Source organism: Archangium lipolyticum, from assembly GCF_024623785.1.
GTDB lineage: Bacteria > Myxococcota > Myxococcia > Myxococcales > Myxococcaceae > Archangium > Archangium lipolyticum.
In genome coordinates, this window is sequence record NZ_JANKBZ010000029.1 from 49,069 (window position 1) to 72,607 (window position 23,539).

The window sequence follows — 23,539 nt, forward strand, 5'->3', positions numbered from 1 at the left end:
GCGTGGTGGACGTCGTCGACTACCCCTGATAGCCCGACGGAGGGGCTGGCCCCGCCCCTGAGAAGGCGGTCCTCAGGCGGCTGTCACGTGCGCGTTGGCGGAGTACGGCGCCAGCGCCCCGATGTGGCCGGGCAGGGCCTTCACGCGCTCCAGCCACGCGGACACGGCGGGGGAGCGCTCCAGGGAGAAGCCGCCCTCGGGTGCCACGTGCGTGTACGCATACAGCGCGATGTCCGCGACCGTGGGTCGCTCGCCTACGAGGAACGTGCGCCCGTGAAGGTGCCGCTCCAGGGCCGCGAGCGCCTCATGGCCTCGCTCCACGCGCAGACGGAAGGCTTCCGGGTAGCGGGACGCGCGGCCCGTCAGGTGCCAGAAGCGCACGGTGCCCACGTTGGGCTCGATGCTGTTCTGCTCGAAGAAGAGCCACTGGTCGACCTGGGCGCGCTCGAAGGCATCCTCCGGCAGGAACCGCGTGCCCCGCGCGAGGTAGAGGAGGATGGCGTTGGACTCCGCCAGGAAGCGGCCCGGCTCGGGCTCGAGCACGGGGATGCGCCCGTCGGGATTCTTTCGCCGCAGGAAGTCCTCCGTGCGGCTCTCGCCAGCGAAGATGTCCACGGGCACCAGTTCATAGGGCCTGCCCAGCCAGGAGAGCAGGAGTCGGACCTTGTAGCCATTGGCGGAGGGGAGATAGTCGTAGAGACGCATCGAAGTTCCAGACGTGGGTAGAACGCGCGGCAGGCTAGGGAGACCCGCACCGGGTGAGCCACCCGCTTCTTGCGGCATCTGGCGGCGCGAAGGAGCGCAAGAACCGGGTTGCTCCCGCGCGACCTGGCGGCCATACCGGGTACAGGAGCACCCATCCCAGGAGCCGGAGCATGGCGACCAGCGACTACGCCCGAATCGAGCAGGCCATCCTCTACCTCGACGCCCATGCGCGCGAGCAGCCCTCTCTGGACGACGTCGCCGCGCACGTGGGCCTGAGCCCCTTCCACTTCCAGCGCCTCTTCACCCGCTGGGCGGGCATCAGCCCCAAGCGCTTCCTCCAGGTGCACACGCTCGTTTCGGCCCGCCGCCTGCTGGCCGAGCGGCACAGCGTGCTCGACACCTCCTACGCCGTGGGCCTGTCCGGCGGCGGCCGGCTGCACGAGCTCTTCGTCACCCTCACCGCCATGACACCGGGCGAGTTCAAGCTGGGCGGCGAGGGACTCACCGTGCGCCACGGCATCCACCCGTCGCCTTTCGGGGACTGCCTCATCGCCGTCTGTGAGCGCGGCATTTGCGGCCTGCATTTCCTCTCCGACGAGTCCGCGGAGGAGGCCCTGGTGTCGCTGCGTGCGCAGTGGCCGCGTGCCACCTTCATGGAGTCCCGCGATGCGACCGCCACGTGGGCGGAGCGCATCTTCCCCTCGCGGCCCCCGCGCGAGCCCACGCCGCTGTCAGTGCTGGTGAAGGGCACGCCCTTCCAGGTGCAGGTGTGGCAGGCGCTGCTGCGCATCTCCCCGGGCCACGTGGCCACGTACGAGGACCTTGCCCAAGCCATCGGCAACCCGAAAGCGGTGCGAGCGGTGGGCTCGGCGGTGGGAGACAACCCCGTGGCGTTGCTCATCCCCTGCCACCGCGTGTTGCGCAAGACGGGCGTCTTTGGTGACTACCGCTGGGGCCCCGCGCGCAAGAAGGTGATGCTCGCGTGGGAGTCGCTGCGTTACGGCGCGGAGGTCGAGGCCGGCGAAGCGCCGGGAGTCGTGCCTTAGCTCCTGGCGTTCAGGGCAAGAAGCGGGTCGCCCTCGGGTGTGCTTCCCCCTATCTGTAGCGGCAAGACGGGCCCCTGAGAGGGCCTGTCGACAACGCGAAGGCAAGACAACTTGCCAGGGATTGAGAGCACCCTCATGTCTACCCATCACATTGATTCCCTGACGCAGTACCACCTGCTTGGCCGCTCGGGGCTCCGGGTGAGCCCGCTGGCGCTGGGCACCATGACGTTCGGTACCGAGTTCGGCTGGGGCAACCCGGAGAGCACCGCCCATCAAATCCTGGCGCGCTACCTGGAGGCGGGCGGCAACTTCATCGACACCGCGGATGCGTACACCGCCGGCTCGAGCGAGCGCATCATCGGCGACTTCTTCGCGAAGCATGGCAAGCGAGACCAGGCCGTCATCGCCACCAAGTTCACCATGGGCACCTCGCCGGGAGACCCCAACGCGGGCGGCAACGGGCGCAAGAACATCTACCGCGCGCTCGAAGGCTCGCTGCGCCGCCTCAAGACGGACTACGTGGACCTGTACTGGCTCCACGCCTGGGATGGCCTGACGCCCGTGGAGGAGGTGATGCGGACCCTGACCGACCTCGTGCGCGAGGGCAAGGTCCGGTACATCGGCCTCTCCGACGTGCCGGCCTGGTACTTCGCTCGGGCCCAGACGCTGGCCGAGCGCAACGGCTGGGAGCGGGTCTCGGCGCTGCAACTGGAGTATTCGCTCGCCGAGCGCAACATCGAGCGCGAGCACATTCCCGCGGCACTCGAGCTGGGGGCGGCCATCGTTCCCTGGAGCCCGCTCGCCGGTGGGCTCCTGTCGGGCAAATACACGCGCGAGGGCTCGCGGTTGAAAGGAGAGGGGCGTGCCCACGCGCTCCTGGCCACCGGTCTGCCCATTGCCGACAAGTTCTTGAAGGACCGGCCGTGGGCCATCGTCGAGCAGCTCGTCGCCGTGGCGAAGGAGGTGGGGCACCCGCCCGCGCAGGTGGCGCTCAACTGGGTGGCGACGCGCCCCGCGGTGGCCTCCACCATCATCGGCGCCAGCAGGCTGGAGCAGCTCGAGAGCAACCTGCGTGCACTCGACTTCACGCTGCCGCCGACGCTCTCGGCCAGGCTGGAGGCCGCGAGCCGGCCCGAGCTCGTGCATCCCTATGTGTTCTTCGAGGATCCGGTGTTCACCCGGGGCATGTTCACGGGCAACACCGTGGTGCGCGCGGAGCCGGGCTGGTTCCGAGCCAACACCCGAGGCCCGTGAGGCGCATGTCTACCAGAGGCGCCAGACCCCGTTTCCGCCGCAACGGGTGGAGCTGAGGCCGGCGAGGAACGTGTAGCTGCCACTGCCTCCCGGAGGAGCGGTGAAGAGGAGGTGCGAGCCAGCGCCACCACACCCGCTCCTTCGCTGGCTCAGGACGCCTTGTACTCCGTAGCGACGTCCAGGACCCACGTGATGCCGAAGCGGTCCTTGAGCATGCCGTAGAGGGGCGCCCATCCCGACGGCGCCAGCGGCTGCGCGACGGTCGCGCCAACGGAGAGCTTTTCCCAGAGCGCGGTGATTTCCTTATCCGAGTCACCGCGGACAGAGACGAAGAATGCATTCTTGCCTTCGTCCCACGGCATCCGGGACGGCACGTCGTACGCCATCACCCGGAAGCCATTCTTGGCGGCGACCTGGCCCCACATCACCTGATTCGCCTCGGACGGAGCCTGGACGTTCTGGGCGTCCTTGTAGGTGACGATGGTGAGGTCGCCGCCGAACACGGACTGGTAGAACTCCAGCGCCGCACGAGCATCGCCACGGAAGTTGAGGTGGTTGGTAACGCTGACGGTCATGACTCTCTCCTATGCAGGTTCAGGTTTTCGAGCGTTTCCGCACGCTCGAGGCTCGTCGGGGCAACGGGGATTCGTCGACCCGTGAGGTGGTGGGAACAGGTCTGTGACCTGTCGAAGCGGGTGGTACCTCCGAGGGCTGACGCCGGAGGGCCGGCATGATGACTCCGTCAACCATCGACACGAGGAAGGCCAGGTCGATCGGCTTGCGCTGAACCAGGGTGCGGTAGGCGGCCATCGACGGGATGACCTGGGACAGAGTGCCGATGTCGGCGGACGCCGAGATCTCGCCGCGTTCGACCGCTCGCCGCATCAGCGCGAAGTGCGCTTCGGCCCACGGTTGGACGACCGCGGCGGTTGCCGCGTCGGCGAGCGCCTGGTCTTGCGAGAGCAACGAGGCGAGCCCTGTCATGATCTTGAGCTTGCGCTCGCTTTCTTCGATCGACTGCGGCTTGAACAGGCCGAGCAGGTCTCCGCGGAGCGTGCCCGTGTCGGGCAGACGCTCGAGATCGACCTGATTGCGTTTCATGTGCGCGACGGCGTCGATGACCAGCTCTGTCTTCGACGTCCATCGGCGGTAGATGGTCGCCTTCCCGGCTCCGGCTCGCGCGGCCACGATGTCCATTGTCAGGCCCGCTGCGCCCACCTCGGCGAGAACCTCGAGCGTGGCCTCGAGGATCTTCGCGTCGCGCGAGTGGTCTCGCTTGCGTCCTGGCTGTGCAGGCTCGACGGCAATGGCGTCGTCATCGTTCTGAGTCATGCAGTCATCCTCGTGATGATGTTGATACTAGCGAGTTCCGGAACCGTCAAGTTCCGAAACTGTCCGGTGTCGTTATTTCCGCAGAGCCCCGACCCTTGGCCTCACCCCACCCGCTTCTCGAGCATCGCCATCCCGCGCTCGGCATCGGCCGGCGTCGCGTCGGCCAGCTCGAGGTACGCGCGGCCGCGGGACGCATGGATCGCTCTCACCCCTCCTGCTCCCTTCACGTACGCCAAGCCTGCTTCGTTCGCCGATGACCGGCTGCCCTGATTTCCAGAAAATCCAGAAAAGACTATACCGGTGCCCGCTGTCCTTCCCCCCTGGAGAGGTCGCGAGCACATGAGAGTCCGCTGGAGAGGAAGTGCCCTGCTGGCGCTGATGCTGATGAGTCCGTCCGCGTTCGCTGGCACGGCGACTGTCTATTATTACACACCCTACAAGGCGTGGAGCGCGCCCTACATCCACCACAATGCCAGCGGAAGCTGGACGGCCACGCCGGGCGAGTCCCTGAGCCCGGCGTGCACGAACTGGGTGATGAAGGTGCTCACCACGGGAACGGCGAGCACCTTCCAGGCCGTCTTCACCGATGGGCAGAATCACTGGGACAACTACAACAACCAGTCTGGTGCCAATTACAACATCCCGGCCAGCGGCACCCACCAGATCAAGAATGGCCAGCTCCTGGCCAACGCGGGCACCCCTTGCACCACCTCCACCAACAACCAGGCCGAGGTGTATTACTTCACCGGCACGCGCGGCTGGAGCACCGTCAACATCCATTACGCACCGACCGGTGGCACCTGGACCACGCCGCCCGGTGTGGCGATGAACGAGACGGCCTGCGCCAACTGGGTGAAGAAGACCGTCGCCCTGGGCGCCGCCACGGGAATGAAGGCCGCGTTCAACAACGGCACCACCTGGGACAACAACAACGGCTCGGACTACGCCCTGGGCACGGGGCGGCTCACCGTCAAGGATGGCGTGGTCACCGCCAACGCCGCCTCCCCGTGTGTGACGCTCCCCCCGGACACGAGCGCACCGTCCATCCCCTCGGGGCTCACCGCCTCGGCCTCTGGCACGCAAATCACGCTGTCGTGGAACGCCTCGACCGATGATCGCGCCGTGACGGGCTACGAGCTGGTGCGCACCGGCGGCACCCAGGGCACGAAGACCTGGACCACCTCCTCCACGAGCTACAGCGACACCGGCCTGAGCGCCCGCACGGCCTACCTCTACACGGTCAAGGCCTTCGACGCCGCAGGCAACAAGTCCGCCGCGAGCATCTCGGCCTCGGCCACCACGGGTGATGCCCCTCCTCCCGTCCCCCCGGGACAGCCGCTGGGTGGAGACATCCGCGAGGACTCCATCTACTTCGTGCTAACCGCGCGCTTCTACGACGGCGACTCCTCGAACAACCGCGGCGGCAGCATGCACACGCAGTCGGGCAACGCCGCCAACAACGATCCGATGTTCCGCGGCGACTTCAAGGGCCTCATCCAGAAGCTCGACTACATCAAGGCCCTGGGCTTCTCCGCCGTGTGGATCACCCCGGTGGTGCTCAACCGCTCCGACTACGACTACCACGGCTACCACGGCTGGGACTTCTACCGGGTCGACCCCCGCCTGGAGTCCTCCGGCGCGAGCTACCAGGATCTCATCAACGCCGCCCACGCCAAGGGCATCAAGATCATCCAGGACGTGGTCTACAACCACTCCAGCCGCTGGGGCGCCAAGGGGCTGTTCTCGCCCAAGGTCTACGGCGTGCGCGACAGCCAGTGGAGCTGGTACTACGACGCGCCCGTGTCTGGCTTCACCTATGACGGTCTGACCGTGGAGCCCACCTCCGGCAAGTCCTATTACAACGGGGACCTGTGGTCGACGGCCGAGCCCGCGGGCAACACCTGCCGCAACTGGGGCGTTCCCACCGGCGGCTACAGCAAGGAGGGCTATCGCCTCTACAACTGCCAGTGGCCCAACCCCACCTCCGGCATGTTCCCGGCGCAGTACTACCACCAGTGCTGGATTGGCAACTGGGAGGGCGAGGACTCGCGCAGCTGCTGGATCCACGAGGATCTGGCGGACTTCAACACGGAGAGCACGCCCGTGCAGAACTTCCTCATCGACGTGTACAACAAGTACATCGACATGGGCGTGGATGGCTTCCGCATCGACACCGCGGTCCACATCCCCCGCGTCACCTGGAACCGGCGCCTGCTGCCCGCCGCCCAGCAGCACGCCCAGGCGAAGTTCGGCGCCAAGGGCAAGGACTTCTTCATGTTCGGCGAGGTCGGCTCGTTCGTGAATGACAAGTGGAACCGCGGCTCACCCAACCACTCCGCGCAGTTCTTCACCTGGAAGGAGCGCCGGACCTACAGCACGGATGACACCACGGCCGCGCTCGAGCAGTACAACTACGAGCAGGCCCAGGGCACCTCCGCGCAGCCCACGTCCACCAATGCCTTCCTCCAGGGCAATGTCTACCACACGCCGGATCACAGCCAGTTCTCCGGCATGAGCGTGATCGACATGCGCATGCACATGAACTTCGGCGAGGCCAGCAACGCCTTCTTCAACGGAAAGGACTCGGACGACAGCTACAACGACGCCACCTACAACGTCGTGTATGTCGACTCGCACGACTACGGCCCGAACAAGTCCAGCACCCGCTACGCCGGAGGCACCGACGCCTGGGCGGAGAACATGAGCCTGATGTGGACCTTCCGCGGCATCCCGACGCTGTATTACGGCTCGGAGATCGAGTTCCAGGCCGGCAAGCCCATCGACTGCGGCCCCACGTGTGCCCTGGCCACCACCGGCCGCGCCTACTACGGTGACAACCTCGAGGGCAGCGTCTCGGCCTCGGACTTCGGTGTGGTGGGCAGCGCCTCGGGCAAGGTCGCCGAGACGCTCAACAAGCCGCTGGCGAAGCACCTGCAACGCCTCAATCAGATCCGCCGGAAGATCCCCGCGCTCCAGAAGGGGCAGTACTCCACGGAAGGCGTCGCGGGAGGAATGGCCTTCAAGCGGCGCTTCACGGACCCGGCCAGGGGCGTGGACAGCTTCGCGCTGGTGACCATCTCCGGAGGCGCCACCTTCAACGGCATCCCCAACGGCACCTACAAGGACGCCATCACCGGTGACGTGAAGACCGTGACCAGCGGCACGTTGACCGCCAGCGTCTCCGGCAAGGGCAACCTGCGGGTGTACGTCCTCGACCTCCCGGGCAACCCGGCGCCGGGCAAGGTGGGCGTGGACGGCCCCTACCTGAAGCCCTGAGGCGGCGGCCAGGTGTTCAGCGCGGGGGCGGCTTCACCCTCGCCTCGGCGAAGCGCTCGAACACCTGGCCCGCCACGTAGGCAGGCTGCTCGTCGAGGTTGCTCAACAGGAGCGCGAAGACGACGCGGGGACTGTCCACGAAGGTTTTGGACATAGTCGGTAGAGGTTCCAGCCACGTTGCGAGGGACACCTTCCGGTCGCGGTTGGCCCGAACTGGTCCGACCATCGGACCAGTTGCTTGAGCTCGCGCCCGGAAGCCGACTCTCTCTACCCCGCGACTATGTCCAAGGATTTCGTGGACACTCCACTAGTACTACGCGGTCACATGCTCCGACATCCGAGCGGCTTTCCACTCGGAGGTGGCCTTCTCGGACACTGGAGGACCTTCGGGGCCTGCTTCCCTTGGGGTGGTGCCTAATGTGACCAGGTGGTACTAAGAATCGCCCAGCATCGGCTATTTCGCCACTTCCTCTCAACGAACTGACCATCAACTCTAACGCAATCACAAATAACAACATGATCACCTCGACTCTTCTCGCCATCAAGAACGCCGCCGGGAAAGAAATTGATGCCCACTTCTCTCTTGAAGTAATAAGTGGCAAAACCACTCTACTAATTGAATCTAAGGGCGGAGGCACCAATTCTCCATTCAAGCGGAATCAGGACTATGACCAGGGCTTCCGGCTATTGCTGGAGCGGCTAGCGCTAAGGGGGGCGACAATCGATGACGCCGTAGTAGACTCCCTGACAACACAAAAAGCCAACCTGTCCTATAATCAACGCCGCCTGAATTTGAGCGGAGACCATGGCTTTCCCATAGAATTGACCCGCATCGGCGACTTCGACAAGCTGAGAAAAGCCCTGGCTGCTGCACAGAAGCCGATTGGGCAACGCCCTGACAGCAAAGGAGGTAACGGGCAAAAGAGGATCCGCCTCTACATTAGCATCGACGAGAACGGGACTGATTTACGTACTCTTGAAAGGGAACTCGCCGAACCTCCACAAGCAGCAATTGCCTCCAAGACGGACATTGCCACCACCGCCAGCACTGTCGATGCGAATGGGCATTTTGATCCCAGCAGCAATGAAGATGCAAGGTCTTGGATTCTGGCCGCGATCGTCCAGCGCCAGGGGCAGCCGGCATTTCGCAGAAAGCTCATAAATGCATATCAGGGGAAATGCGCCATAACGCAATGCACTCTTGAGGAAGTCCTCGAGGCTGCACATATTGTTCCATACAATGGCCGTTCAACCAACGCAGTTCAGAATGGCCTACTACTAAGGTCCGACATCCACACCCTTTTTGATAGGGGCATGATCGCAGTCAACACGGTCAACTGGACGGTCCTGCTTCACACAAAGCTCATGTCTACTCAATACTCCAACTTGAGAGGACAAAGACTCAACCTGCCTGCTCGCACTCAACAGCATCCGAACATTGCTGCCCTTAATGTTCACAGATCCAGATCAGGGCTCTAAACTAGCTTCCAACAGAAGGCTCCGCAGGAGGCTCTACAGTGTCCGAAGAGGCGCCCCGAGGGAAAGCCGTTCGGACTCTGGAGCAAGTGACCGCGTAGTACTAGCCCCACATAGGCCTTCTGCCCCGAGAGCATTCCCGTCTTGGCGCGGATGAGGCCCCGAAGTTATTCGGAGACGCGCTGATTGATAGCCGTTGTCGAGGCGCGGGTGCTGACGGTGGGGTCGGCCTCACCGAGGCGGATTGCCTTCGTGATACCGTGATGGGCTTGAGGCAGCACACGCAGCGGGTTACCGTCCTGCCATCCGTTGACAGCCCAACCGCTGGATGACCCATCCCGTCGAACCCAATGCTCTATCTCATCGCAGGTATCGTCCTATTCATCACGCTCTACCTGAGCTACGAAGTAGCCCGCCAGCAGAAGAATGCGCAGCGCATCCGCGAGACGGGGGACCTCGCTCGGGCCACGGTGGTGTCGGCGCGCCAGACCGGCTCCTGGATCGCGAACAACCCCGTGATCGCCATGACGCTGCGGGTGAGCGAGGACGGGCAACCCGACAGGGAGCTCCAGGCGGAGAAGGTCGTTCCCGTCATGGCCAGCGGGCTGTTCATGCCGGGCGCCGTCTTCCGGCTGCTCATCGACCCGATGAATCCGGACGACTTCCTCTTCGACGAACCCTGGGCGTCCGACTAAGAGCGCCTTTCAACCATGCCCAACTGGAAACGATTGCAGCAGCTCAATGCGGGTGAGGCCATCTGGTACACGGACCCTCAGCTCGACACCAAGGACGAAGTCTGGTTCTACAACCAGGGCGGTGCGTTGCGCATCTGGAGCGAGGGCTCGCTCCACAAGGAAGATCCGAAGGTCTTCAAGGGCCTGAAGCCCGTCGAGCGCAGGCACACCCTCTACCGGCTCAGCAGTCTCCTCCACGTCGATATCGAGGTTCGGGGCGAACAGTCTCTCATCTGCCGGGGCACCCTGAACGGCGCGCACCTCGTCTCCCGCATCGAGACCTCGCGGGTCGAGACGCTGCTGGCGCGCTACCGGAAGCTGGGCTTCAAGGACGGCGCGCCGTGGAACGCGTCGGCGAAGTACGTGACGCGCCGCGAATACCACCTGGACGACTCCAAGTACTGGGACATCCGCGTGGACGGCGAGCATGTGTTCGAGGACTACTCGAAGCAGACGACCCTCGCGAGCCGTGAAGCCGCCCTCGCGCGGGCCGAGCAGCGCGTTCGTGCCAGGGAAAAAGCCGGCTTCCAGCTGCGCAACATCGAGCTCGAGAAGGCCCGCTTCTCCAATCCGGAGCCCAAGCCCGCGCCTGGCGCCCCCAAGCCCGCGCCTCCTCCCAAGGGCCCAGCCTTCCCGAAGCCCCAGGACGCCTTCGAGGCCGTGGACACGGCCATCGCCATGCTGAAGGACCTGCACACGCGCTACCCCACGGGGCACTTCGTCGCGGAGCAGCTCGACGTAGCGAAGGAGAAGAAGCGCATCGCCTCGGTCGAGGAGCATGCGTCCTTCTTCAAGCGCATGCACAAGGCGCGCATCGGCCGTTGGAAGACGGCGAAGCCGGGCAAGCCCAGGAAGCGCGAGTCGAGCTGGGACTACTTCCTGCGCGTCTACGGCTCCATTACCTGGATTGTGGGCAGTGGCGCCGACGACGGCCTGCCCATGTTCCTGTGTGGCAACGTCACGGGTGGCGGCTGGAGCTGTCTGGAGGTCAGCGACGACCTCTATGAGATGGACGGCCTCGTGGAAGCCACCGGCAACACGGACCTGGAGGAGCTCCTCGTGTTCCACGGCGGGTGGCATACCCACAAGGCCTTCGCATTCGACCGTCGCGTCGCCTCGCCCTCGGGGGAGCTGGCCATCATTCCCTTCGACGAGAGCATCGAGAAGCTGCCCCGCCCCATGAAGCCCGAGCGCGTGCAGCCCTTCGGCACGTGGCTCCACAAGCGCGTCTCAGAGCTGATCCGCACGGCGGAGGCGAACCTGCACGAGGCACGGTGAGGCACTGACGCCCGTGCGCCCGGCGAGGGGGGCTACACCTGTCACGACCTGCGCGATTGAAGCGGGTGGGGCACGGGGCCGTCGATGTCGAAGGAGAAGCGCTGCCCCTCGCTGGGGTGGACGGGGTGGGCGTCGTAGCGGGGCCGGATGTCATCGGCCTCGCCGCCCCTCTCCCTGGCGAAGGAGGTCCCGGTGTCGGCGGCCGCCACGGAGGGCTTGTTGTCGCCAGGCGTCTCCAGCTTCACCGGATCCACGGGATCGGACTTCTTCGACTTGCGTCTTCCAAACATGGTGACACTCCTCGTGCGATACGGACACGCGAAGGCGCACGCCTTCCCAAGGGACAAGGTGGTGCGTCCCGGCCCGTGCCACACAGGCCAGGAGGCTCACGGAGGGCTGGCTCGCCCGGCCGGTGGGCGGGTGGGGGGCTCCGCAGCGCCGCCATGCGAAGGCGTTCGGATCCCCGAGTGACTTCCTGGCTGGGGGACACTCACGGGGTCCTCACGCAGTCCCCCGTCCAGGTGAAGCGCTGGCCGGCCTCCACCATCTCGAAGTCCGAGGGCTGGATCGTCCGGAGATCCAAGGGGCCCAGCAGGCCATTCCATTTGGCCTTCGTGAACCGGTCGCTCTGGGCCGTCAGGGCGATGTTGCCGCCGTCCGCCAGGATCATTCCGTACTTCTGGAGCGCTCGCGCCACGACCCGGGCTCCCGCCGTCGGCAGGGAGTCCACCGGATAGTTGGCCCTGAGGCGCAGGCGCACTCCATAGGGCGGCGCGTTCGTGCCGCCGCTCGCGGCCCGCGTGGCGTGCGTCGCCGGGCGCACGTACGTCACGTTCCGGATCCGATCGTTCGGCAGGATGAAGCGGATGGCGTGCTTGATCTCGCCCGCCGCCACCTCATCGGCGTCGAAGAGCAGGGGCGTGATGGGCAGGCCCGCGGCGTCCGCGCTCGTGCACTGCTCGCCACGCCCCTGGGCCGGGTAGAGCCGGTCGAGCTCCCACACCGCCAGGCACCCGCCCTGGTACGTGTTGCCGGAGAGATGGGCCCGCCACTGCTCGTAGAGCTTCCGCGTGGGCCGGTGGATGACGATCAGGTGGCAATCCCCATCCCCGGTGCACTCGTAGCCGCTCTCTCCCTCCAGCGCCCCACCCACCGGGACCGGCATGGCCGTGTCGTCACAGTCGGGCGAGTAGAAGTCGCTGGTCTTCTGGAACGAGCGCATCGGCGCCTCGTCCGTGCAGAGCACCTCCATGGAGAAGTCGATCTGCATGCGTCCCGCCCCCCAGCCCCGGCCCTGCAGATAGGAGATGACCGCGCTGGACTGGGAGTCGACCGGCGCCGTGGAGATGTCCTTGTTCCACGGCGAGTCCGCGGGGAAGAGCGGCTTGCGGCAGAGCTCCGTGCTCCCGGGATCCGAGATGATTTGCCTCCCCGGGCCCTCCAACGGTGACGGCTCCTTGTCACCGCACCCCAGGGTGGACATCAGCGCGGCGAGCAGGAGTCCCGTGCGAGCGAAGCTCCTCCCAGGCTCCAGCGACACGACGAAGGCAGAAGTCATGACCCTCTCCAGGCAGTGGGCGTCAGCCAGGTCCGCGAGCTTGCCACACCCAAGCTCCAGCGGAGGCACTGCCAGGGCCCCATCTCTTCTATACTTCTGAATCAGACATGACAGCCCAGAGACCGCCGCCACGGAACTGGTGGGCCGAGCGCGCCACCGTCATCCGCCAGTACGACGAGATGGAGTCCCGCCTCACGGCGCCCGTCAGCGAGCGGATGCTCGACCTGGCCTGCCTTCGGCCGGGCATGCGGGTGCTCGATGTGGCTTCGGGGATGGGCGAGCCATCCCTCCGTGCCGCGCAGCGAGTGGGCCCCTCCGGCTTCGTGCTGGGAACGGACGTGTCCGACGGCATGCTGGAGGCCGCACGGGAGAAGGCACGCGCCCTGGCCCTCTCGAACATCGAGTTCCGTGCCGCGGATGCGGAGACGCTCGAGGTACCGGAGCAGTCCTTCGATGCGGCGACCGTGCGCTGGGCGTTGATGTACATGTCCCGGCCCGAGCGGGCGCTCGAGCGCCTCTGGCGGGCACTCCGTCCCTCCGGGCGCCTGGTGTGCGCATGCTGGGGGGGTCCCGGGCAGGTCGAGTACTGGTCGCTGCCGCGCAGGAGCCTGGCCCGTTTCCATCAATTTCCCCCCGTGGACCCCGATGCTCCGGGCGTGTTCCGTTTCTCCGACCCCGAGCGCCTGCGCCCGCTGTTGACGCGCAGCGGGTTCGAGCTGGAGCACGCCGAGTCCATGCATGTGCCCGTGATGGAAGCGGAGGATGGGGCGGGCGTCGTGCGCTGGATTCGCGAGCTCGGGGGCCCCGTGGCGAAGGTCGTGGAGGCGCTGCCGCCGGAGGCTCAGCGGGCGTGGGAGGAGGAGGTCGCCCGCGAATGTGAGCCCTCTCGGGCTGACGGGAAGATCCTGCTCGGTGGAGTGACGTGGCTCGTCGTGGCGAGGCGGTAGCGCGAAGACGACTCAGCGAGTCTCCACCTCCTTGAAGACGACTCCATCCAGTTCCAGGCGCCGTACCGCGTCCACCAAACGCTCATTGGCGATGATGAGCGTCGAGGCGTCGGCCAGCCGGAACATGTCCACGTGCTCCGGCAGCGATGCGGCGTCGAGCCAATACGGCTCCGGGACGCTGTAGCCCTTGTCGGCACCACACGCGGGACACGGAGGCGCCCTGGGCGGCAGGCAGTCCGGGTGGAATCGCCCGTGGGATTCGAACTGGATGTCCCGCAACTCGGGTGCGTTTCTGGTGCGGAACCGTACCTCGGTGGGGCAGCCCAGGAGGCCACGCACGCCCGCGTTCTGCAATCGTTCCAAGGCCTCGCGGCGCATGCAGAGCGACCAGGGATTCCGCATGATGAGCTGGCCGAAGGTGCCCCTACCTGTTCCCTGAAGCGGACCGAACCCCGCTCCCGTTTTCAGCACGGCGTCCGGAGGCACCAACGGGCGCACCCACTCACGCAACCGGATGAATTCCTCGAGCGGGACGGGCCAGGAATCCAACAGCTTCTCCTGTGCCTCGGTTGGCAGCACCGACAAATCCACGCATGGATACTGGGCCGATGTCCGCCCCTCTGGCTGCACACCACAGGCAAGGCAGGGCTTGATACCGGGTAGCCCCCACTTGTGGGAGGCGTTCAGGTTGCCCGTGTAGCGAAGCGACGGATCTCTTTCCAGTTCGTAGAATTTCATGCGGTCGAGTCTTGAGCCCGAGGCTCAAGGGGCGAGAAGCTGAGGTCCGGGCGGAGGCACCGGAGCGGAGTAATACGGACTGAGGGGACCGGCGATGTCGAAGCGCAGGGCCAGCTCGAAAGCCTTGCGTATCAGCTCTTCCCTTGGCACCAGACGGTCTTGATTGGCCCTATAGTACTGCTGCCACGCCGCGTTCCACGGGCCGCCGTTCGCGCCGCGATGGATGCGCAGGTGCACGTGCTCCGGGAGGAGCATCGTCCATTCGTGGATGTTGATGCCACACTCCTTGAACCATCTCCTGAACTCCTGTGCCTGCGGAAAGAGATGGTGCTTGATCAGCTTGCCGTCGAGCCGGGGAAAGGCCGGGAGGAAGCCCTGGCGATAACGGAAGTGGAACGTCATCCGGGGTCGGGCGTCCTCCCGGAGCCCCGCTCGTCTCCAGTTGCGCTGGGTGCTGGGGCTGCGAAAGGGAGGGCGAGAGAATTGTCCCAGCTTCACGTCATGCACCTGAGGCACCTGCACGAGCGCCTCCGGGTCTACGTCCTCGCAGCTGAAGACGCCGCACTCGCCTTCGTCACAAGCCAGCACGACGCACTGATCGGCGCCCGGGTCGTCGCAGGTAGGAGTGCCGCCCTCGGCGGGTGTGACGGTTGCGCACGCGGTCAGCAGCAGAGAGGCGAGAAACAACGACAACAGGCAATGGCTCGAGCGGGCTCTGGTCATCGGCGCCCGAAGCCTAGCAATGGGAGGGTGGAGGTGGCGGGTACGGCTCTGCCTGGGAGTAGCCCGATCCCTCCGAGTTCCTCCAAGAAATCGAGAGTTTTCGCTGGTTTAGCGAGGCACTGGTACATCGCGTCGGCACTCACCGCCGGATGATCCAGGCTTCAGTGTCCCAGGTTCTCCGGAACCTGGGGCCCTTTGTTCTTCTGGAGCATGGCCCCAGGCGTTTCCCCAGGGGGAGCGCGAACGGCGGCTCCTGGATGGTGACCGTCACGGGCACGGAGACCATGGCGTTCCCAGGAACATCACGCGACCTACCCGCCCCGAACACTGAGCGCCCGCAGTCAATCGACCGTGGGGCGCTCGTGCGCAGGTTGCCGCGTTGGTCAGTCCACTACTGCGGTGGCTTCGATCTCGACGAGGACGCCCGGCTCGAAGAGCACGGAGACCCCGATCAGCGATGCCGGCGCCGGCACGATCTGCAACTCCTCGGAGACTCGCTCGATGCCGGCAAGGAAGTCGGATAGCATCTCGCGCTTCCAGTCGACCACATAGATTGTCAGTCGGACGACGTCGCGGAACGTCGCCCCGGCAGCCGCGAGGGCGATGGCGACGTTGCGGTAGGCCTGCGCCACCTGTCCAGCCAGGTCACCCGGCGCGACGAGCCGACCCTCCGCGTCATACGCGACCTGCCCCGCGATGTGCACCTGCCGGGTACCGGTGGCAATCGCCACCTGTCGGTATCGGAGCGCGTCGGTCTTCAGGAGTCCGTCGGGGTTGATCAGGGTTACGGGCATGGGTGATCTCCAGTTGGCAGTGTCGGGTGAAGAGTTCCGGGGACGTCGCCGCCCCCAGATTGAACGGGTGCTTGCCGAACTCGTATACCGGGTCCATTGACGAACGGCGTTCCCCCCTCCGGCGACGGGGGAGCTACAACGCATAGGGCGAAGCGCAGACATCCACGCCCTGCTCACTGTGAGCTTCCATGATTCCTGGACCAGCGAGGAGCAGGCCGTGTCCTGGTCCTGGAAAGAGCGCGCTGCCCATAAAGGGAGCAAATTCCCCAACGGCTTCCAAGGTCAGGTCTACCTGCCCGTGGACTGTCATTAGAGCGGTCGGCAGGCATCTGTCGTCCCCGGAGCGAGCGCAGGTCCTTGGCGATTGAGGCGCACGTGACCGCCGTGGTAGGGCCCGGGCCATGACCGTGTCACAGTCCCCGGTGCTCGAGTTCCCCGCGATGCTCCACGGCCCTCCAGGCACCATCCGCCGTGAGGTAAGGGCCAAAGGCCAGGGGTGGGCCCGGGAGTACCTCAAGACGGGTGCCTTTACCCCTCCCCGGCGGATGCTCCAGGTGCCACCCCGCGAGCCCCTGGTGATGCACTCGGCGGCTGAGTTTGAATTCATGTACCGCTCGAGCTGGCGAATTCACATGTTCATCGACGTCTTCATGAACTTGAATGACGGCGTCCCGAAAGAGGAGCGCCAGCGCATGGAGGAGACCTTCGAGTCCTTCTGCCTGGGCACCCCGTGGGGCGCTCTCTACCATGCCGTGTCTCCCCCCCCACCGCGGAGCGCGGAACGCATGGCCAGACGGCTCGCCGCGCTGCTGCGCTTCTGGGACGTGCTCCAGGGCCCGCGCTATGCGTACAGGGTGCCCGACACCCACCATACGCTCGACGACCTCATGGACTACATCTACCGCAAGACCCTGGAGGCGTGGTGCCCCAGTGGCCCCGCCTCGGTGCGCGAGCACATGGAGCTGACGGTGGAGCGCATGTCTCGCGCTACCCGAGAGGATTGCATGGAGGCCTTGCTCCGAATGATTCCCGTCCTGGTAGAGGTGGACGCCGAATTCAAGCACCGCGAGGTACTCAGCGACCCGGACTTCCTGCGCGAGCGCCTCGCCACGCTCTCCCCGAAAGACTTCGAGAATCTCTCCAGCGCCTACATCTACACCGTGACCATGCAGTTGGCAGCCTGGGACAGGCAATTGGAACGGCATTAGCATCCATAGCGGCATAGCCGCCACGGCCCCTGCCTGCGCACGATGGATGCCCCGCCACATCCGGTGCACTGCCTCGACAAGGTCCGCGGCGGATCCACCTGGAAGCACGCACGCAGAGATTCTCGACATCCTACGGGAAAAGTAGCATCATCGCCTCGACTTCGGAGGTGATGTGATGGACTTGCGGGTGAGACAGGAGTTGGAACGGATGGGCCTCGGGCTGGACCGGCCCGAGCTGCTCCAGGTGTCCATCGAGTTCGGGCCCCAGGGGCTGCCGATACCGCTGGGCGAAGAGGTGCAGGTGCTGGACGAGTCATGGACGACGGCCCAGGTGAGACTCAAACCCATCACCCAGCTCTGGACGACCGCAGAGGTCACGCCCTTCCTGCTCAGGACAGCCCCACAGCATGAATCCTTCATGGTCCTGCTGCAGTCGACGGCGGCCATCTACTGCACGTCGATGGGCCAGCCCGAAACGGATGCCGAGTTCGAGCGGATCTACCGCAAGCTCCGCCGGTATCCGGACGCGGAGGACCACCACCCGCTCTTCTCGTACCTGCAAGGGGCGGCGCGCTTGTATCTGTCGCTGAGGGACGTGAGCCGGACCGAGTACGAGGCACTGACCCGCAGGCTCGGCAATCTGGCCGAGCGCTTCTGCACACACACGGGCAGCACCAACTACCACCGCCAGGTGCTGCACTCCGTGGCCGGGTGTTGAGACGCAACCATGCGAACCCCACTCCCCATCGGGTCTGTCCTGTCCCTGCTCTTCCTGGCCTCCGTGGCAATGGCCAGGGCTCCCGACGCGAGGCTCGAGGTCAGAACACTCCTGCTCTCGGACCACCCCACCAGGGCGACACACAGCATCTACGTGTCCGGCCAGGTGACCACCGTCCTCCGCTTCGAACAGGACTGCGATCCGGCCAGGACGAAGCTCCTGGGCTGGGAGGGCCGGTTCGAGCCCCCGCTCGTGGGAGGCAGGAAGGTGGTGCTGGAACCGATCCGTGATCTCGGCAAGGACGAACGGATTCCCCTGCTCGTGACGCTCGTGGACGGAACCGAGATTCCGTTCCTCGTGAGCCCACCACTCAATGAGGAGTGGGGGTGGACGGACCAACAGGTGAACGTGTTCAAGGACAGCAAGAGCTACGACGCGGTGCTCTCCACCCTCTACGCCACACTCAAGCGAGAAGAGAGGCTGAAAGAGGAGAACGAGCGGCTCAAGAAGGAAGAGAAATCGGTCGACCACGCCTGGGCCACGCTCCTCGTCCATGGGGAGCAAGCCAAGACGCCCTTCCGGAAGGAGCGAAAGATGGTCCTGAAGAACGAGGACATGGACATCACCATCGAGGCCTATTCGGGGCCAGGAAAGACCGCGGCCGTCATCCACCTGACCAACACGTACAACGAAAGGCCGTGGAAGTTCAGGGATGCCCGACTGACCTCCACTCGCACCTCCGATACGGCTCGGCCCTTCGCACTTCGCATGGACCGGACCCTGCTCGTCCAGGGTCAGTCAGGGACAATCGCAGTGGTGGCGGACAAGAGTGCCTTCGAGTCGAAAGCGGGCCTCGTTGACCTGTTCTTGGAGATCTACCGCGAAGACGGGCTCCAGCAGGTGACCGTCATGCTGGATCATACGCTCATTCGAAAGTAGGAGTTCCGACATGCCCACAATCCAAGCGTTCTTGCTCGGCACTGTCGTCCTGCTCCTGACGTCCTCTGGCTGTACAACGACCAGTGGCGGGGTGGCGTTGCGTCCGGATGGAACGCCGGGTCCACAGGAGTGCCCGGAGGAAGCCAAGAAGGCGATGCGCTATCTGAAGCTGCACGTCGGGGACTCCGCGTGGGTGGAGCTCGACGCGAACCAGATCAAGTCGAGGCCCATCACACTCTATGACGGGCCGCTCGAGAGCATCCTGAAGGAGGACCTCGGCACGCTCGAAGCGACCACCCGGCTGTACGGGCAGGTCTGGACCGCCGGGCCACAGGTCGTCATCCGGTACTACGAGGCCCACCCGCCAGAGAGCGAGAAGATCCCCATCTGCGCGGTGGCCCGGCTCAGTGAGAATCAGCTCCGCAAGCGGCCCGAGTCGCTGCCTGGGACCGCCATCCTCGACTTCTCCGTCGCGGGGGCCGATATCGTCGACGCCTTTCGGTAGTGAAGATCGCGGTCCGAAGGCCCTGGTGCTGAAACCGCCAGAGCGTTATCTGGATTGGATGAAAACGGTTTCCCTGGCCAGACGTCTGCTGCGCCGTGGTCTCGCGTTCCTGTCCGTGGTGCTCGGACTCGCCCTGGGCGGCGTGGGCATCGGCGGCTGCATCTTCTCCGCGCCCACCTGGAAGGGCCCCCCGAGCGACCACTTCGACGGCGAGCGCTTCGTCAACCTGGAGCCCCGCGAGCGGGGGAGCGTGCTGAAGTGGCAGCTGACCAAGGAGCCAGGCCCCTGGTCCGACTGGCACGAGGAGTTGCCCGGCCCGCCTCCGCCCGAGCGCGTGGGCCCCGGCGACCTGCGCGTGACGCTCATCAACCACGCCACGGTGCTGCTGCAGCTCGACGGGCTCAACATCCTCACCGACCCCATCTACAGCGAACGCTGTAGCCCGGTCTCCTTCATCGGCCCCAGGCGCGTGCGTCCCCCGGGCATCCGCTTCGAGGAGCTGCCCCCCATCGACGTGGTGGTGCTCAGCCACAACCACTACGACCACATGGACGTGCCCACCCTGCGCCGGCTCCAGGAGAAGTTCCCCGACCTGCGCGTCTTCGCGGGCCTGGGCAACCGTGCCTTCCTCGAAAGCAAGGGTCTGCGCCATGTCACCGAAGTGGACTGGTGGCAGGAGTTCCCGCTGAGCCCCGAGGTCACACTGGTGAGCGCGCGCACCCAGCACTTCTCCAACCGGGGCCTGTTGGACCGCGATGGGACGCTGTGGACGGGCTACGTCTTCCGCGGTCCGCACGGCACCACGTACTTCGCGGGAGACACCGGCTGGGGACGGCAGTTCGCCGAGGCCCGCGAGCGCTTCGGCCCCATGCGGCTGGCGGTGCTCCCCATCGGCGCCTACAAGCCCGAGCGCTTCATGTCTCCCGTGCACGTGTCACCGCGCGAGGCCATCCAGGCCAGCGTGGTCCTGGGCGCGCGCTACAGCGTCCCCATGCACTACGGCACCTTCCCGCTCGGGGACGACGGTGAGACGGAGGCGGTGGAGGAGCTCAAGCGCGCGCTCGCCGAGCGTGGCCAGCAGGCCCCCGAGTGGTGGGTGCTGGGCTTCGGCGAGGGACGCAACGTGCCCCCGATGGAAGGGGCCTCCAACCCCTGAGTCACGGTGCCGTCAGGCCGCCTCGCGCTCCCGCTGCGCGAGCGGCAGCCGCACCCGGAAGCACGCCCCCTGCGGCACGGAGTCGTCCAGCTCGAACGTGCCCCCGTGGTTCTCCGTGATGAGCTGCCGGCAGATGGCCAGCCCCAGCCCCGTCCCCACCTCCTTCGTGGTGAAGAAGGGCTCGAAGATGCGCGCCCTCAGCTCCGCAGGAACGCCCGGGCCCTCATCGGCCACCACCAGCTCGGCCATGCCGTCCCGCACGCACGTGCTCACCCGCACCCTCCCCTGCGCCCCCATGGCCTCCAGGGCGTTGCGCAGCAGGTTCAGCACCACCTGGCCCAGCTGCCCCCGGTGGAAGAAGAACCGGGGCACCTCGCCATAGTGGACCTCCACCCTCGCGGCATGGGGCTGCGAGCGACGGACCAGCTCCACCGTCTCGCCCACCACCTCGTTGAGGTCTCCGGACTCCAGGCGCGGGCGCTCGCCGCGCAGGAAGGCCCGCAGGTCCGCCTGCGTGGAGCGGATGCGCTCGGTGGCGTACCTCATGGCCTCCAACGCCTCGGGCGTGTCCTGGAGCGCGTAGTCCAGGTCCAGCTCCCGCCACATCCGATCCAGCTCCTCCACCTCCTCGGGATGCGTCTCGAGCCGCGCCCGGCAGCGCCGCAGCGCCTCGGACAGCAGCTCGAAGTACTCGCGCACCGGTGGCAGGTTGTTGTGGATGGCCGTGAGCGGGTTGTTGATTTCATGGGACAGCCGCGCCAGCAGCTGCCCCATGGCCGAGAGCTTCTCCGCCTGCACCACCTTCTCGCGCGCCTCGTCGAGCTCGACGGTGCGCGCCTCCACCAGGTGCACCAGTTCGGCGTTCCTGCGCTGCAGCCTCGAGCCCCGCCAGCGCACCACCCCCGCCACGGCGGCCCCCAGCAGCAGCACGCCCAGACTCCTCGCCCACCAGGCGGCCCACCACGGCGGGTGCACCCGGAGGTCCACGCCCGCCACGGGTCCCCACTCGCCCCGGCCATTCCGCGCACGCGCCTCGAAGCGGTAGCCGCCCGGCGCCAGCGCGCTGTAGCGCACCGACTGGCCCCGGAAGGCGTGCCAGTCATCCAGCCCCACCAGGCGCACCTCGTGCTCCACCTGGAATTCATCGACGAAGCCCAGGTCCGCGAACCGGACCTCCAGGGTCGCCTCGTCGTGCTCGGCCTCGAGGCCCCCCATCGGCGGCCGGGCGAGCGTGCGCTTCCCCAGCGAGGTCTCCAGCAGGGTCACCCGCGGCGGCGCGGCCGGGCCGGTGTAGTGCGCTCCCTCGAAGCGCCCGAGCCCATTCGACGTGCCCACCCAGACCGTCCCGTCCGCTTCCGCCAGGAAGGAGTTGCCGTTGCAGTCATCCCCCGGCAATCCCCCGCTCGCGCTGTGGTGCTCGAGCCTCCCCTTGTCGTCCAGCACGTCCACCCCGGCGGCCGTCCCCACCCAGAGCCGGCCCGCCGAGTCCTCGCCAATCTGATAGACGACGCCGTTGTTGAGCCCCATGCCCCGGCTCAGGTGGACCAGGTCGGCGAGCTTCCCGTCCCGGTAGGTGAAGCAGCTCAGGCCCAGGGGCTGGAAATAGGACACGCACACCCGTCCATCCCGCCGGGCCAGCAGGTAGCGCACCTGGTCGTCCCGCAGCCCCTCGGCGGTGCCCAGCCGGCGGAACACGCCCCCCTCGCGCACGTGCAGCCCATCCCCCGCGGCCCACAGTCGGCCCGCCCCATCCCGGATTACACCGAAGAAGACGGTCCGCTCGCTGGCGGGCAGCACCGTCTCGAAGGACAGCCCCTCGCCAGAGGGCGCCCCGCGCACCAGACCGGAGGTGCCCACCGTCCACAACGTGCCATCCGGCTCCACCGTCATCCCATACGTGGAGCGCGCCGGAAAACCCGAGGCCGCGTCGAACGTCCGCAGCCTTCCGCTCCAGGGCTCGTAGCGGTGGAGCCCCCCTGGATTGCCCGAGGCCCACACCACGCCCTTGTCATCCACCTCCACGGCCTTGAGCGCATGGCCGCGCAGCTCCGGGATGGGAACCCACCCCTCGGGTGTGCCGCGCACCAGCCCGCTATCGGTCCCCACCCACAACGTCCCGTCGGGACCCCGGGCCATACCCCAGATGAGGTTCGAGGGCAGCCCGGAGGAGGCGTCGTGGATGGTCCACAGGCCCCGGCCCAGGGCACGCTGCACGCCCTGACTGGCGATCCAGAGCACCCCCTCGTCATCATCCAGGACGTCCCGCGCCCGCGCGCCCAGCTCCGAGAGACCCAACCGGAGGAAGCCCGCGCGCTCGCCTTCCACCTCGAGCAGGCCGCGATAGGTCGGCACCAGCAGCTGTCCCCGGCGCCCCACGCGCAGACGGCGTCCCGAGCCCCGCGCGCCCTCAAGCAGCGCGGAGCGATCCTCGAACGGCGCGCCGTCCCGGGGCTGCATGAGAAGCCACCTGTCACCGCTCACCCACAGGCGGCCGCTCCCATCGCGCACGAGAGCGAGGATGGGGCCTCCACCGCCCACCTCCTCGCGAACCAGCCAGCGCGCCTGCGTGCCGCGGCTCAGCAGGCGCGTGCCCGAGGCCACCTGGAGCGCGCCCGAGGCATCCACCCAGAGCGTGTGGGCCGGTCCGCCCGGCCACCCCGGCTCCCGGACGAAGCGCCCCGGCTCGGCCTCCACGTACAGCCCCTGCTCGGTCCCCACCAGCATCCGCTTGTTGGAGTCCAGGCGGACGCACCACAGCGGCGAGGGGACACCGGGCATCGGCAGGGCGGCGAAGTGGCCCTCCTCCCAGCGGACCACGCCCCCCTGCGTCACCAGGAGCAACCGCCCCCCGGCATCGAGCGTCGCGTCCTCCACCGGCCCCGACGGCAGACCGACCTCCAGCCCGAAGCGGTCGAAGCGCGTGCCGTCGAAGCGGTACACCGCGTCCAGGGCGCCGGCCCAGACGAACCCCTCCCCGTCCTGGAGGATCCACAGCAGGTCGGGGTTTTCGATCCCCGCCTCCGCGCCGTAGCTCCTGAACCCGACACGACCTGGAGGCTCCGCGCCTCTGGCCCCACTACCCACCAGGGTGACAAGGCCCACGGCCAGGAGCGTGGCGATCCGATGCGACGACATGACTCCCGTGCTCTCCA

The 23,539-nt window shown here is 66.6% G+C and carries 22 protein-coding genes; 12 read left to right on the top strand and 10 right to left on the bottom strand.

What is annotated here, in order from left to right:
- Positions 1-72: 72 nt before the first annotated feature.
- Positions 73-705 carry a glutathione S-transferase family protein gene (locus NR810_RS40035; protein WP_257460350.1) on the bottom strand — a complete coding sequence of 211 codons (633 nt, stop codon included), beginning with the start codon at positions 703-705 and terminating at the stop codon, positions 73-75.
- A gap of 170 nt (positions 706-875) precedes the next feature.
- Here NR810_RS40035 and NR810_RS40040 point away from each other — a divergent pair, with 170 nt between their 5' ends.
- Both NR810_RS40040 and NR810_RS40045 read left to right on the top strand, forming a co-directional pair.
- A complete protein-coding gene (locus NR810_RS40040) occupies positions 876-1,751 on the top strand; it encodes a methylated-DNA--[protein]-cysteine S-methyltransferase (protein WP_257460351.1) in 876 nt (291 codons plus the stop codon).
- 135 nt (positions 1,752-1,886) lie between these two features.
- Complete coding sequence (locus NR810_RS40045; protein ID WP_257460352.1) at positions 1,887-3,005, top strand: aldo/keto reductase; 1,119 nt, start codon at positions 1,887-1,889, stop codon at positions 3,003-3,005.
- Positions 3,006-3,154: 149 nt separating this feature from the next.
- Here the strand turns inward: NR810_RS40045 and NR810_RS40050 are convergent, their stop codons facing one another.
- Positions 3,155-3,580: a VOC family protein gene (locus NR810_RS40050; protein WP_257460353.1), complete on the bottom strand. Its 426-nt coding sequence runs from the start codon at positions 3,578-3,580 to the stop codon at positions 3,155-3,157.
- 19 nt (positions 3,581-3,599) lie between these two features.
- A complete protein-coding gene (locus NR810_RS40055) occupies positions 3,600-4,337 on the bottom strand; it encodes a TetR/AcrR family transcriptional regulator (RefSeq protein ID WP_257460354.1) in 738 nt (245 codons plus the stop codon).
- Between the two features lie 339 nt (positions 4,338-4,676).
- On the opposite strand from NR810_RS40055, the gene NR810_RS40060 reads away from it, so the two are divergent.
- Complete coding sequence (locus NR810_RS40060) at positions 4,677-7,613, top strand: carbohydrate binding domain-containing protein (RefSeq protein ID WP_257460355.1); 2,937 nt, start codon at positions 4,677-4,679, stop codon at positions 7,611-7,613.
- A gap of 16 nt (positions 7,614-7,629) precedes the next feature.
- Here NR810_RS40060 and NR810_RS40065 read toward each other — a convergent pair whose 3' ends face one another.
- Positions 7,630-7,767, bottom strand: a complete 138-nt coding sequence (locus NR810_RS40065; RefSeq protein WP_257460356.1) for a hypothetical protein — start codon at positions 7,765-7,767, stop codon at positions 7,630-7,632.
- A 362-nt stretch (positions 7,768-8,129) separates the two neighbouring features.
- Between NR810_RS40065 and NR810_RS40070 the strand changes: the two genes are divergently transcribed.
- From NR810_RS40070 to NR810_RS40080, 3 genes are all read left to right on the top strand, one after another.
- Entirely contained in the window at positions 8,130-9,092 is a 963-nt protein-coding gene (locus NR810_RS40070) for an HNH endonuclease (RefSeq protein ID WP_257460357.1), read from the top strand.
- 347 nt (positions 9,093-9,439) lie between these two features.
- Entirely contained in the window at positions 9,440-9,784 is a 345-nt protein-coding gene (locus NR810_RS40075) for a hypothetical protein (protein ID WP_257460358.1), read from the top strand.
- A 15-nt stretch (positions 9,785-9,799) separates the two neighbouring features.
- The gene (locus NR810_RS40080; RefSeq protein ID WP_257460359.1) at positions 9,800-11,101 is read left to right on the top strand and encodes a hypothetical protein; all 1,302 of its coding nucleotides are present in this window, start codon (positions 9,800-9,802) and stop codon (positions 11,099-11,101) included.
- A gap of 41 nt (positions 11,102-11,142) precedes the next feature.
- On the opposite strand, the gene NR810_RS40085 is transcribed toward NR810_RS40080, so the two are convergent.
- Positions 11,143-11,391, bottom strand: coding sequence for a hypothetical protein (locus tag NR810_RS40085; protein WP_257460360.1), 249 nt, complete (start codon positions 11,389-11,391; stop codon positions 11,143-11,145).
- A 200-nt stretch (positions 11,392-11,591) separates the two neighbouring features.
- On the bottom strand, positions 11,592-12,659 hold the full coding sequence (locus NR810_RS40090) for a hypothetical protein (RefSeq protein WP_257460361.1): 1,068 nt from the start codon (positions 12,657-12,659) through the stop codon (positions 11,592-11,594).
- Positions 12,660-12,766: 107 nt separating this feature from the next.
- On the opposite strand from NR810_RS40090, the gene NR810_RS40095 reads away from it, so the two are divergent.
- Positions 12,767-13,606, top strand: coding sequence for a class I SAM-dependent methyltransferase (locus tag NR810_RS40095; RefSeq protein ID WP_257460362.1), 840 nt, complete (start codon positions 12,767-12,769; stop codon positions 13,604-13,606).
- 12 nt (positions 13,607-13,618) lie between these two features.
- Here NR810_RS40095 and sitI6 read toward each other — a convergent pair whose 3' ends face one another.
- The 3 genes from sitI6 to NR810_RS40110 all read right to left on the bottom strand — a co-directional run bounded on the left by sitI6 (position 13,619) and on the right by NR810_RS40110 (position 15,861).
- Positions 13,619-14,344: a SitI6 family double-CXXCG motif immunity protein gene (sitI6, locus tag NR810_RS40100; RefSeq protein ID WP_257460363.1), complete on the bottom strand. Its 726-nt coding sequence runs from the start codon at positions 14,342-14,344 to the stop codon at positions 13,619-13,621.
- A gap of 24 nt (positions 14,345-14,368) precedes the next feature.
- On the bottom strand, positions 14,369-15,067 hold the full coding sequence (sitA6, locus tag NR810_RS40105) for a SitA6 family polymorphic toxin lipoprotein (RefSeq protein ID WP_456062042.1): 699 nt from the start codon (positions 15,065-15,067) through the stop codon (positions 14,369-14,371).
- Between the two features lie 383 nt (positions 15,068-15,450).
- Entirely contained in the window at positions 15,451-15,861 is a 411-nt protein-coding gene (locus tag NR810_RS40110; protein ID WP_257460366.1) for a RidA family protein, read from the bottom strand.
- Between the two features lie 401 nt (positions 15,862-16,262).
- On the opposite strand from NR810_RS40110, the gene NR810_RS40115 reads away from it, so the two are divergent.
- The 5 genes from NR810_RS40115 to NR810_RS40135 all read left to right on the top strand — a co-directional run bounded on the left by NR810_RS40115 (position 16,263) and on the right by NR810_RS40135 (position 20,387).
- Entirely contained in the window at positions 16,263-17,069 is an 807-nt protein-coding gene (locus NR810_RS40115) for a hypothetical protein (RefSeq protein ID WP_257460367.1), read from the top strand.
- Positions 17,070-17,244: 175 nt separating this feature from the next.
- Positions 17,245-17,787, top strand: coding sequence for a hypothetical protein (locus NR810_RS40120; RefSeq protein WP_257460369.1), 543 nt, complete (start codon positions 17,245-17,247; stop codon positions 17,785-17,787).
- 9 nt (positions 17,788-17,796) lie between these two features.
- A complete protein-coding gene (locus tag NR810_RS40125) occupies positions 17,797-18,726 on the top strand; it encodes a DUF2381 family protein (RefSeq protein ID WP_257460370.1) in 930 nt (309 codons plus the stop codon).
- A 10-nt stretch (positions 18,727-18,736) separates the two neighbouring features.
- The gene (locus NR810_RS40130; protein WP_257460373.1) at positions 18,737-19,231 is read left to right on the top strand and encodes a serine/threonine protein kinase; all 495 of its coding nucleotides are present in this window, start codon (positions 18,737-18,739) and stop codon (positions 19,229-19,231) included.
- Between the two features lie 58 nt (positions 19,232-19,289).
- Entirely contained in the window at positions 19,290-20,387 is a 1,098-nt protein-coding gene (locus NR810_RS40135; RefSeq protein WP_257460376.1) for an MBL fold metallo-hydrolase, read from the top strand.
- A 12-nt stretch (positions 20,388-20,399) separates the two neighbouring features.
- On the opposite strand, the gene NR810_RS40140 is transcribed toward NR810_RS40135, so the two are convergent.
- On the bottom strand, positions 20,400-23,522 hold the full coding sequence (locus NR810_RS40140) for a sensor histidine kinase (RefSeq protein ID WP_257460377.1): 3,123 nt from the start codon (positions 23,520-23,522) through the stop codon (positions 20,400-20,402).
- Between the last annotated feature and the right edge of the window lie 17 nt (positions 23,523-23,539).

Excerpts from the sequence above, each read along its gene's own strand:
- NR810_RS40035 (WP_257460350.1), bottom strand. The coding sequence starts at position 705 with ATGCGTCTCTACGACTATCTCCCCTCCGCCAATGGCTACAAGGTCCGA.
- NR810_RS40040 (WP_257460351.1), top strand. The coding sequence starts at position 876 with ATGGCGACCAGCGACTACGCCCGAATCGAGCAGGCCATCCTCTACCTC.
- NR810_RS40045 (WP_257460352.1), top strand. The coding sequence starts at position 1,887 with ATGTCTACCCATCACATTGATTCCCTGACGCAGTACCACCTGCTTGGC.
- NR810_RS40050 (WP_257460353.1), bottom strand. The coding sequence starts at position 3,580 with ATGACCGTCAGCGTTACCAACCACCTCAACTTCCGTGGCGATGCTCGT.
- NR810_RS40055 (WP_257460354.1), bottom strand. The coding sequence starts at position 4,337 with ATGACTCAGAACGATGACGACGCCATTGCCGTCGAGCCTGCACAGCCA.
- NR810_RS40060 (WP_257460355.1), top strand. The coding sequence starts at position 4,677 with ATGAGAGTCCGCTGGAGAGGAAGTGCCCTGCTGGCGCTGATGCTGATG.
- NR810_RS40065 (WP_257460356.1), bottom strand. The coding sequence starts at position 7,767 with ATGTCCAAAACCTTCGTGGACAGTCCCCGCGTCGTCTTCGCGCTCCTG.
- NR810_RS40070 (WP_257460357.1), top strand. The coding sequence starts at position 8,130 with ATGATCACCTCGACTCTTCTCGCCATCAAGAACGCCGCCGGGAAAGAA.
- NR810_RS40075 (WP_257460358.1), top strand. The coding sequence starts at position 9,440 with ATGCTCTATCTCATCGCAGGTATCGTCCTATTCATCACGCTCTACCTG.
- NR810_RS40080 (WP_257460359.1), top strand. The coding sequence starts at position 9,800 with ATGCCCAACTGGAAACGATTGCAGCAGCTCAATGCGGGTGAGGCCATC.
- NR810_RS40085 (WP_257460360.1), bottom strand. The coding sequence starts at position 11,391 with ATGTTTGGAAGACGCAAGTCGAAGAAGTCCGATCCCGTGGATCCGGTG.
- NR810_RS40090 (WP_257460361.1), bottom strand. The coding sequence starts at position 12,659 with ATGACTTCTGCCTTCGTCGTGTCGCTGGAGCCTGGGAGGAGCTTCGCT.
- NR810_RS40095 (WP_257460362.1), top strand. The coding sequence starts at position 12,767 with ATGACAGCCCAGAGACCGCCGCCACGGAACTGGTGGGCCGAGCGCGCC.
- sitI6 (WP_257460363.1), bottom strand. The coding sequence starts at position 14,344 with ATGAAATTCTACGAACTGGAAAGAGATCCGTCGCTTCGCTACACGGGC.
- sitA6 (WP_456062042.1), bottom strand. The coding sequence starts at position 15,067 with ATGACCAGAGCCCGCTCGAGCCATTGCCTGTTGTCGTTGTTTCTCGCC.
- NR810_RS40110 (WP_257460366.1), bottom strand. The coding sequence starts at position 15,861 with ATGCCCGTAACCCTGATCAACCCCGACGGACTCCTGAAGACCGACGCG.
- NR810_RS40115 (WP_257460367.1), top strand. The coding sequence starts at position 16,263 with ATGACCGTGTCACAGTCCCCGGTGCTCGAGTTCCCCGCGATGCTCCAC.
- NR810_RS40120 (WP_257460369.1), top strand. The coding sequence starts at position 17,245 with ATGGACTTGCGGGTGAGACAGGAGTTGGAACGGATGGGCCTCGGGCTG.
- NR810_RS40125 (WP_257460370.1), top strand. The coding sequence starts at position 17,797 with ATGCGAACCCCACTCCCCATCGGGTCTGTCCTGTCCCTGCTCTTCCTG.
- NR810_RS40130 (WP_257460373.1), top strand. The coding sequence starts at position 18,737 with ATGCCCACAATCCAAGCGTTCTTGCTCGGCACTGTCGTCCTGCTCCTG.
- NR810_RS40135 (WP_257460376.1), top strand. The coding sequence starts at position 19,290 with ATGAAAACGGTTTCCCTGGCCAGACGTCTGCTGCGCCGTGGTCTCGCG.
- NR810_RS40140 (WP_257460377.1), bottom strand. The coding sequence starts at position 23,522 with ATGTCGTCGCATCGGATCGCCACGCTCCTGGCCGTGGGCCTTGTCACC.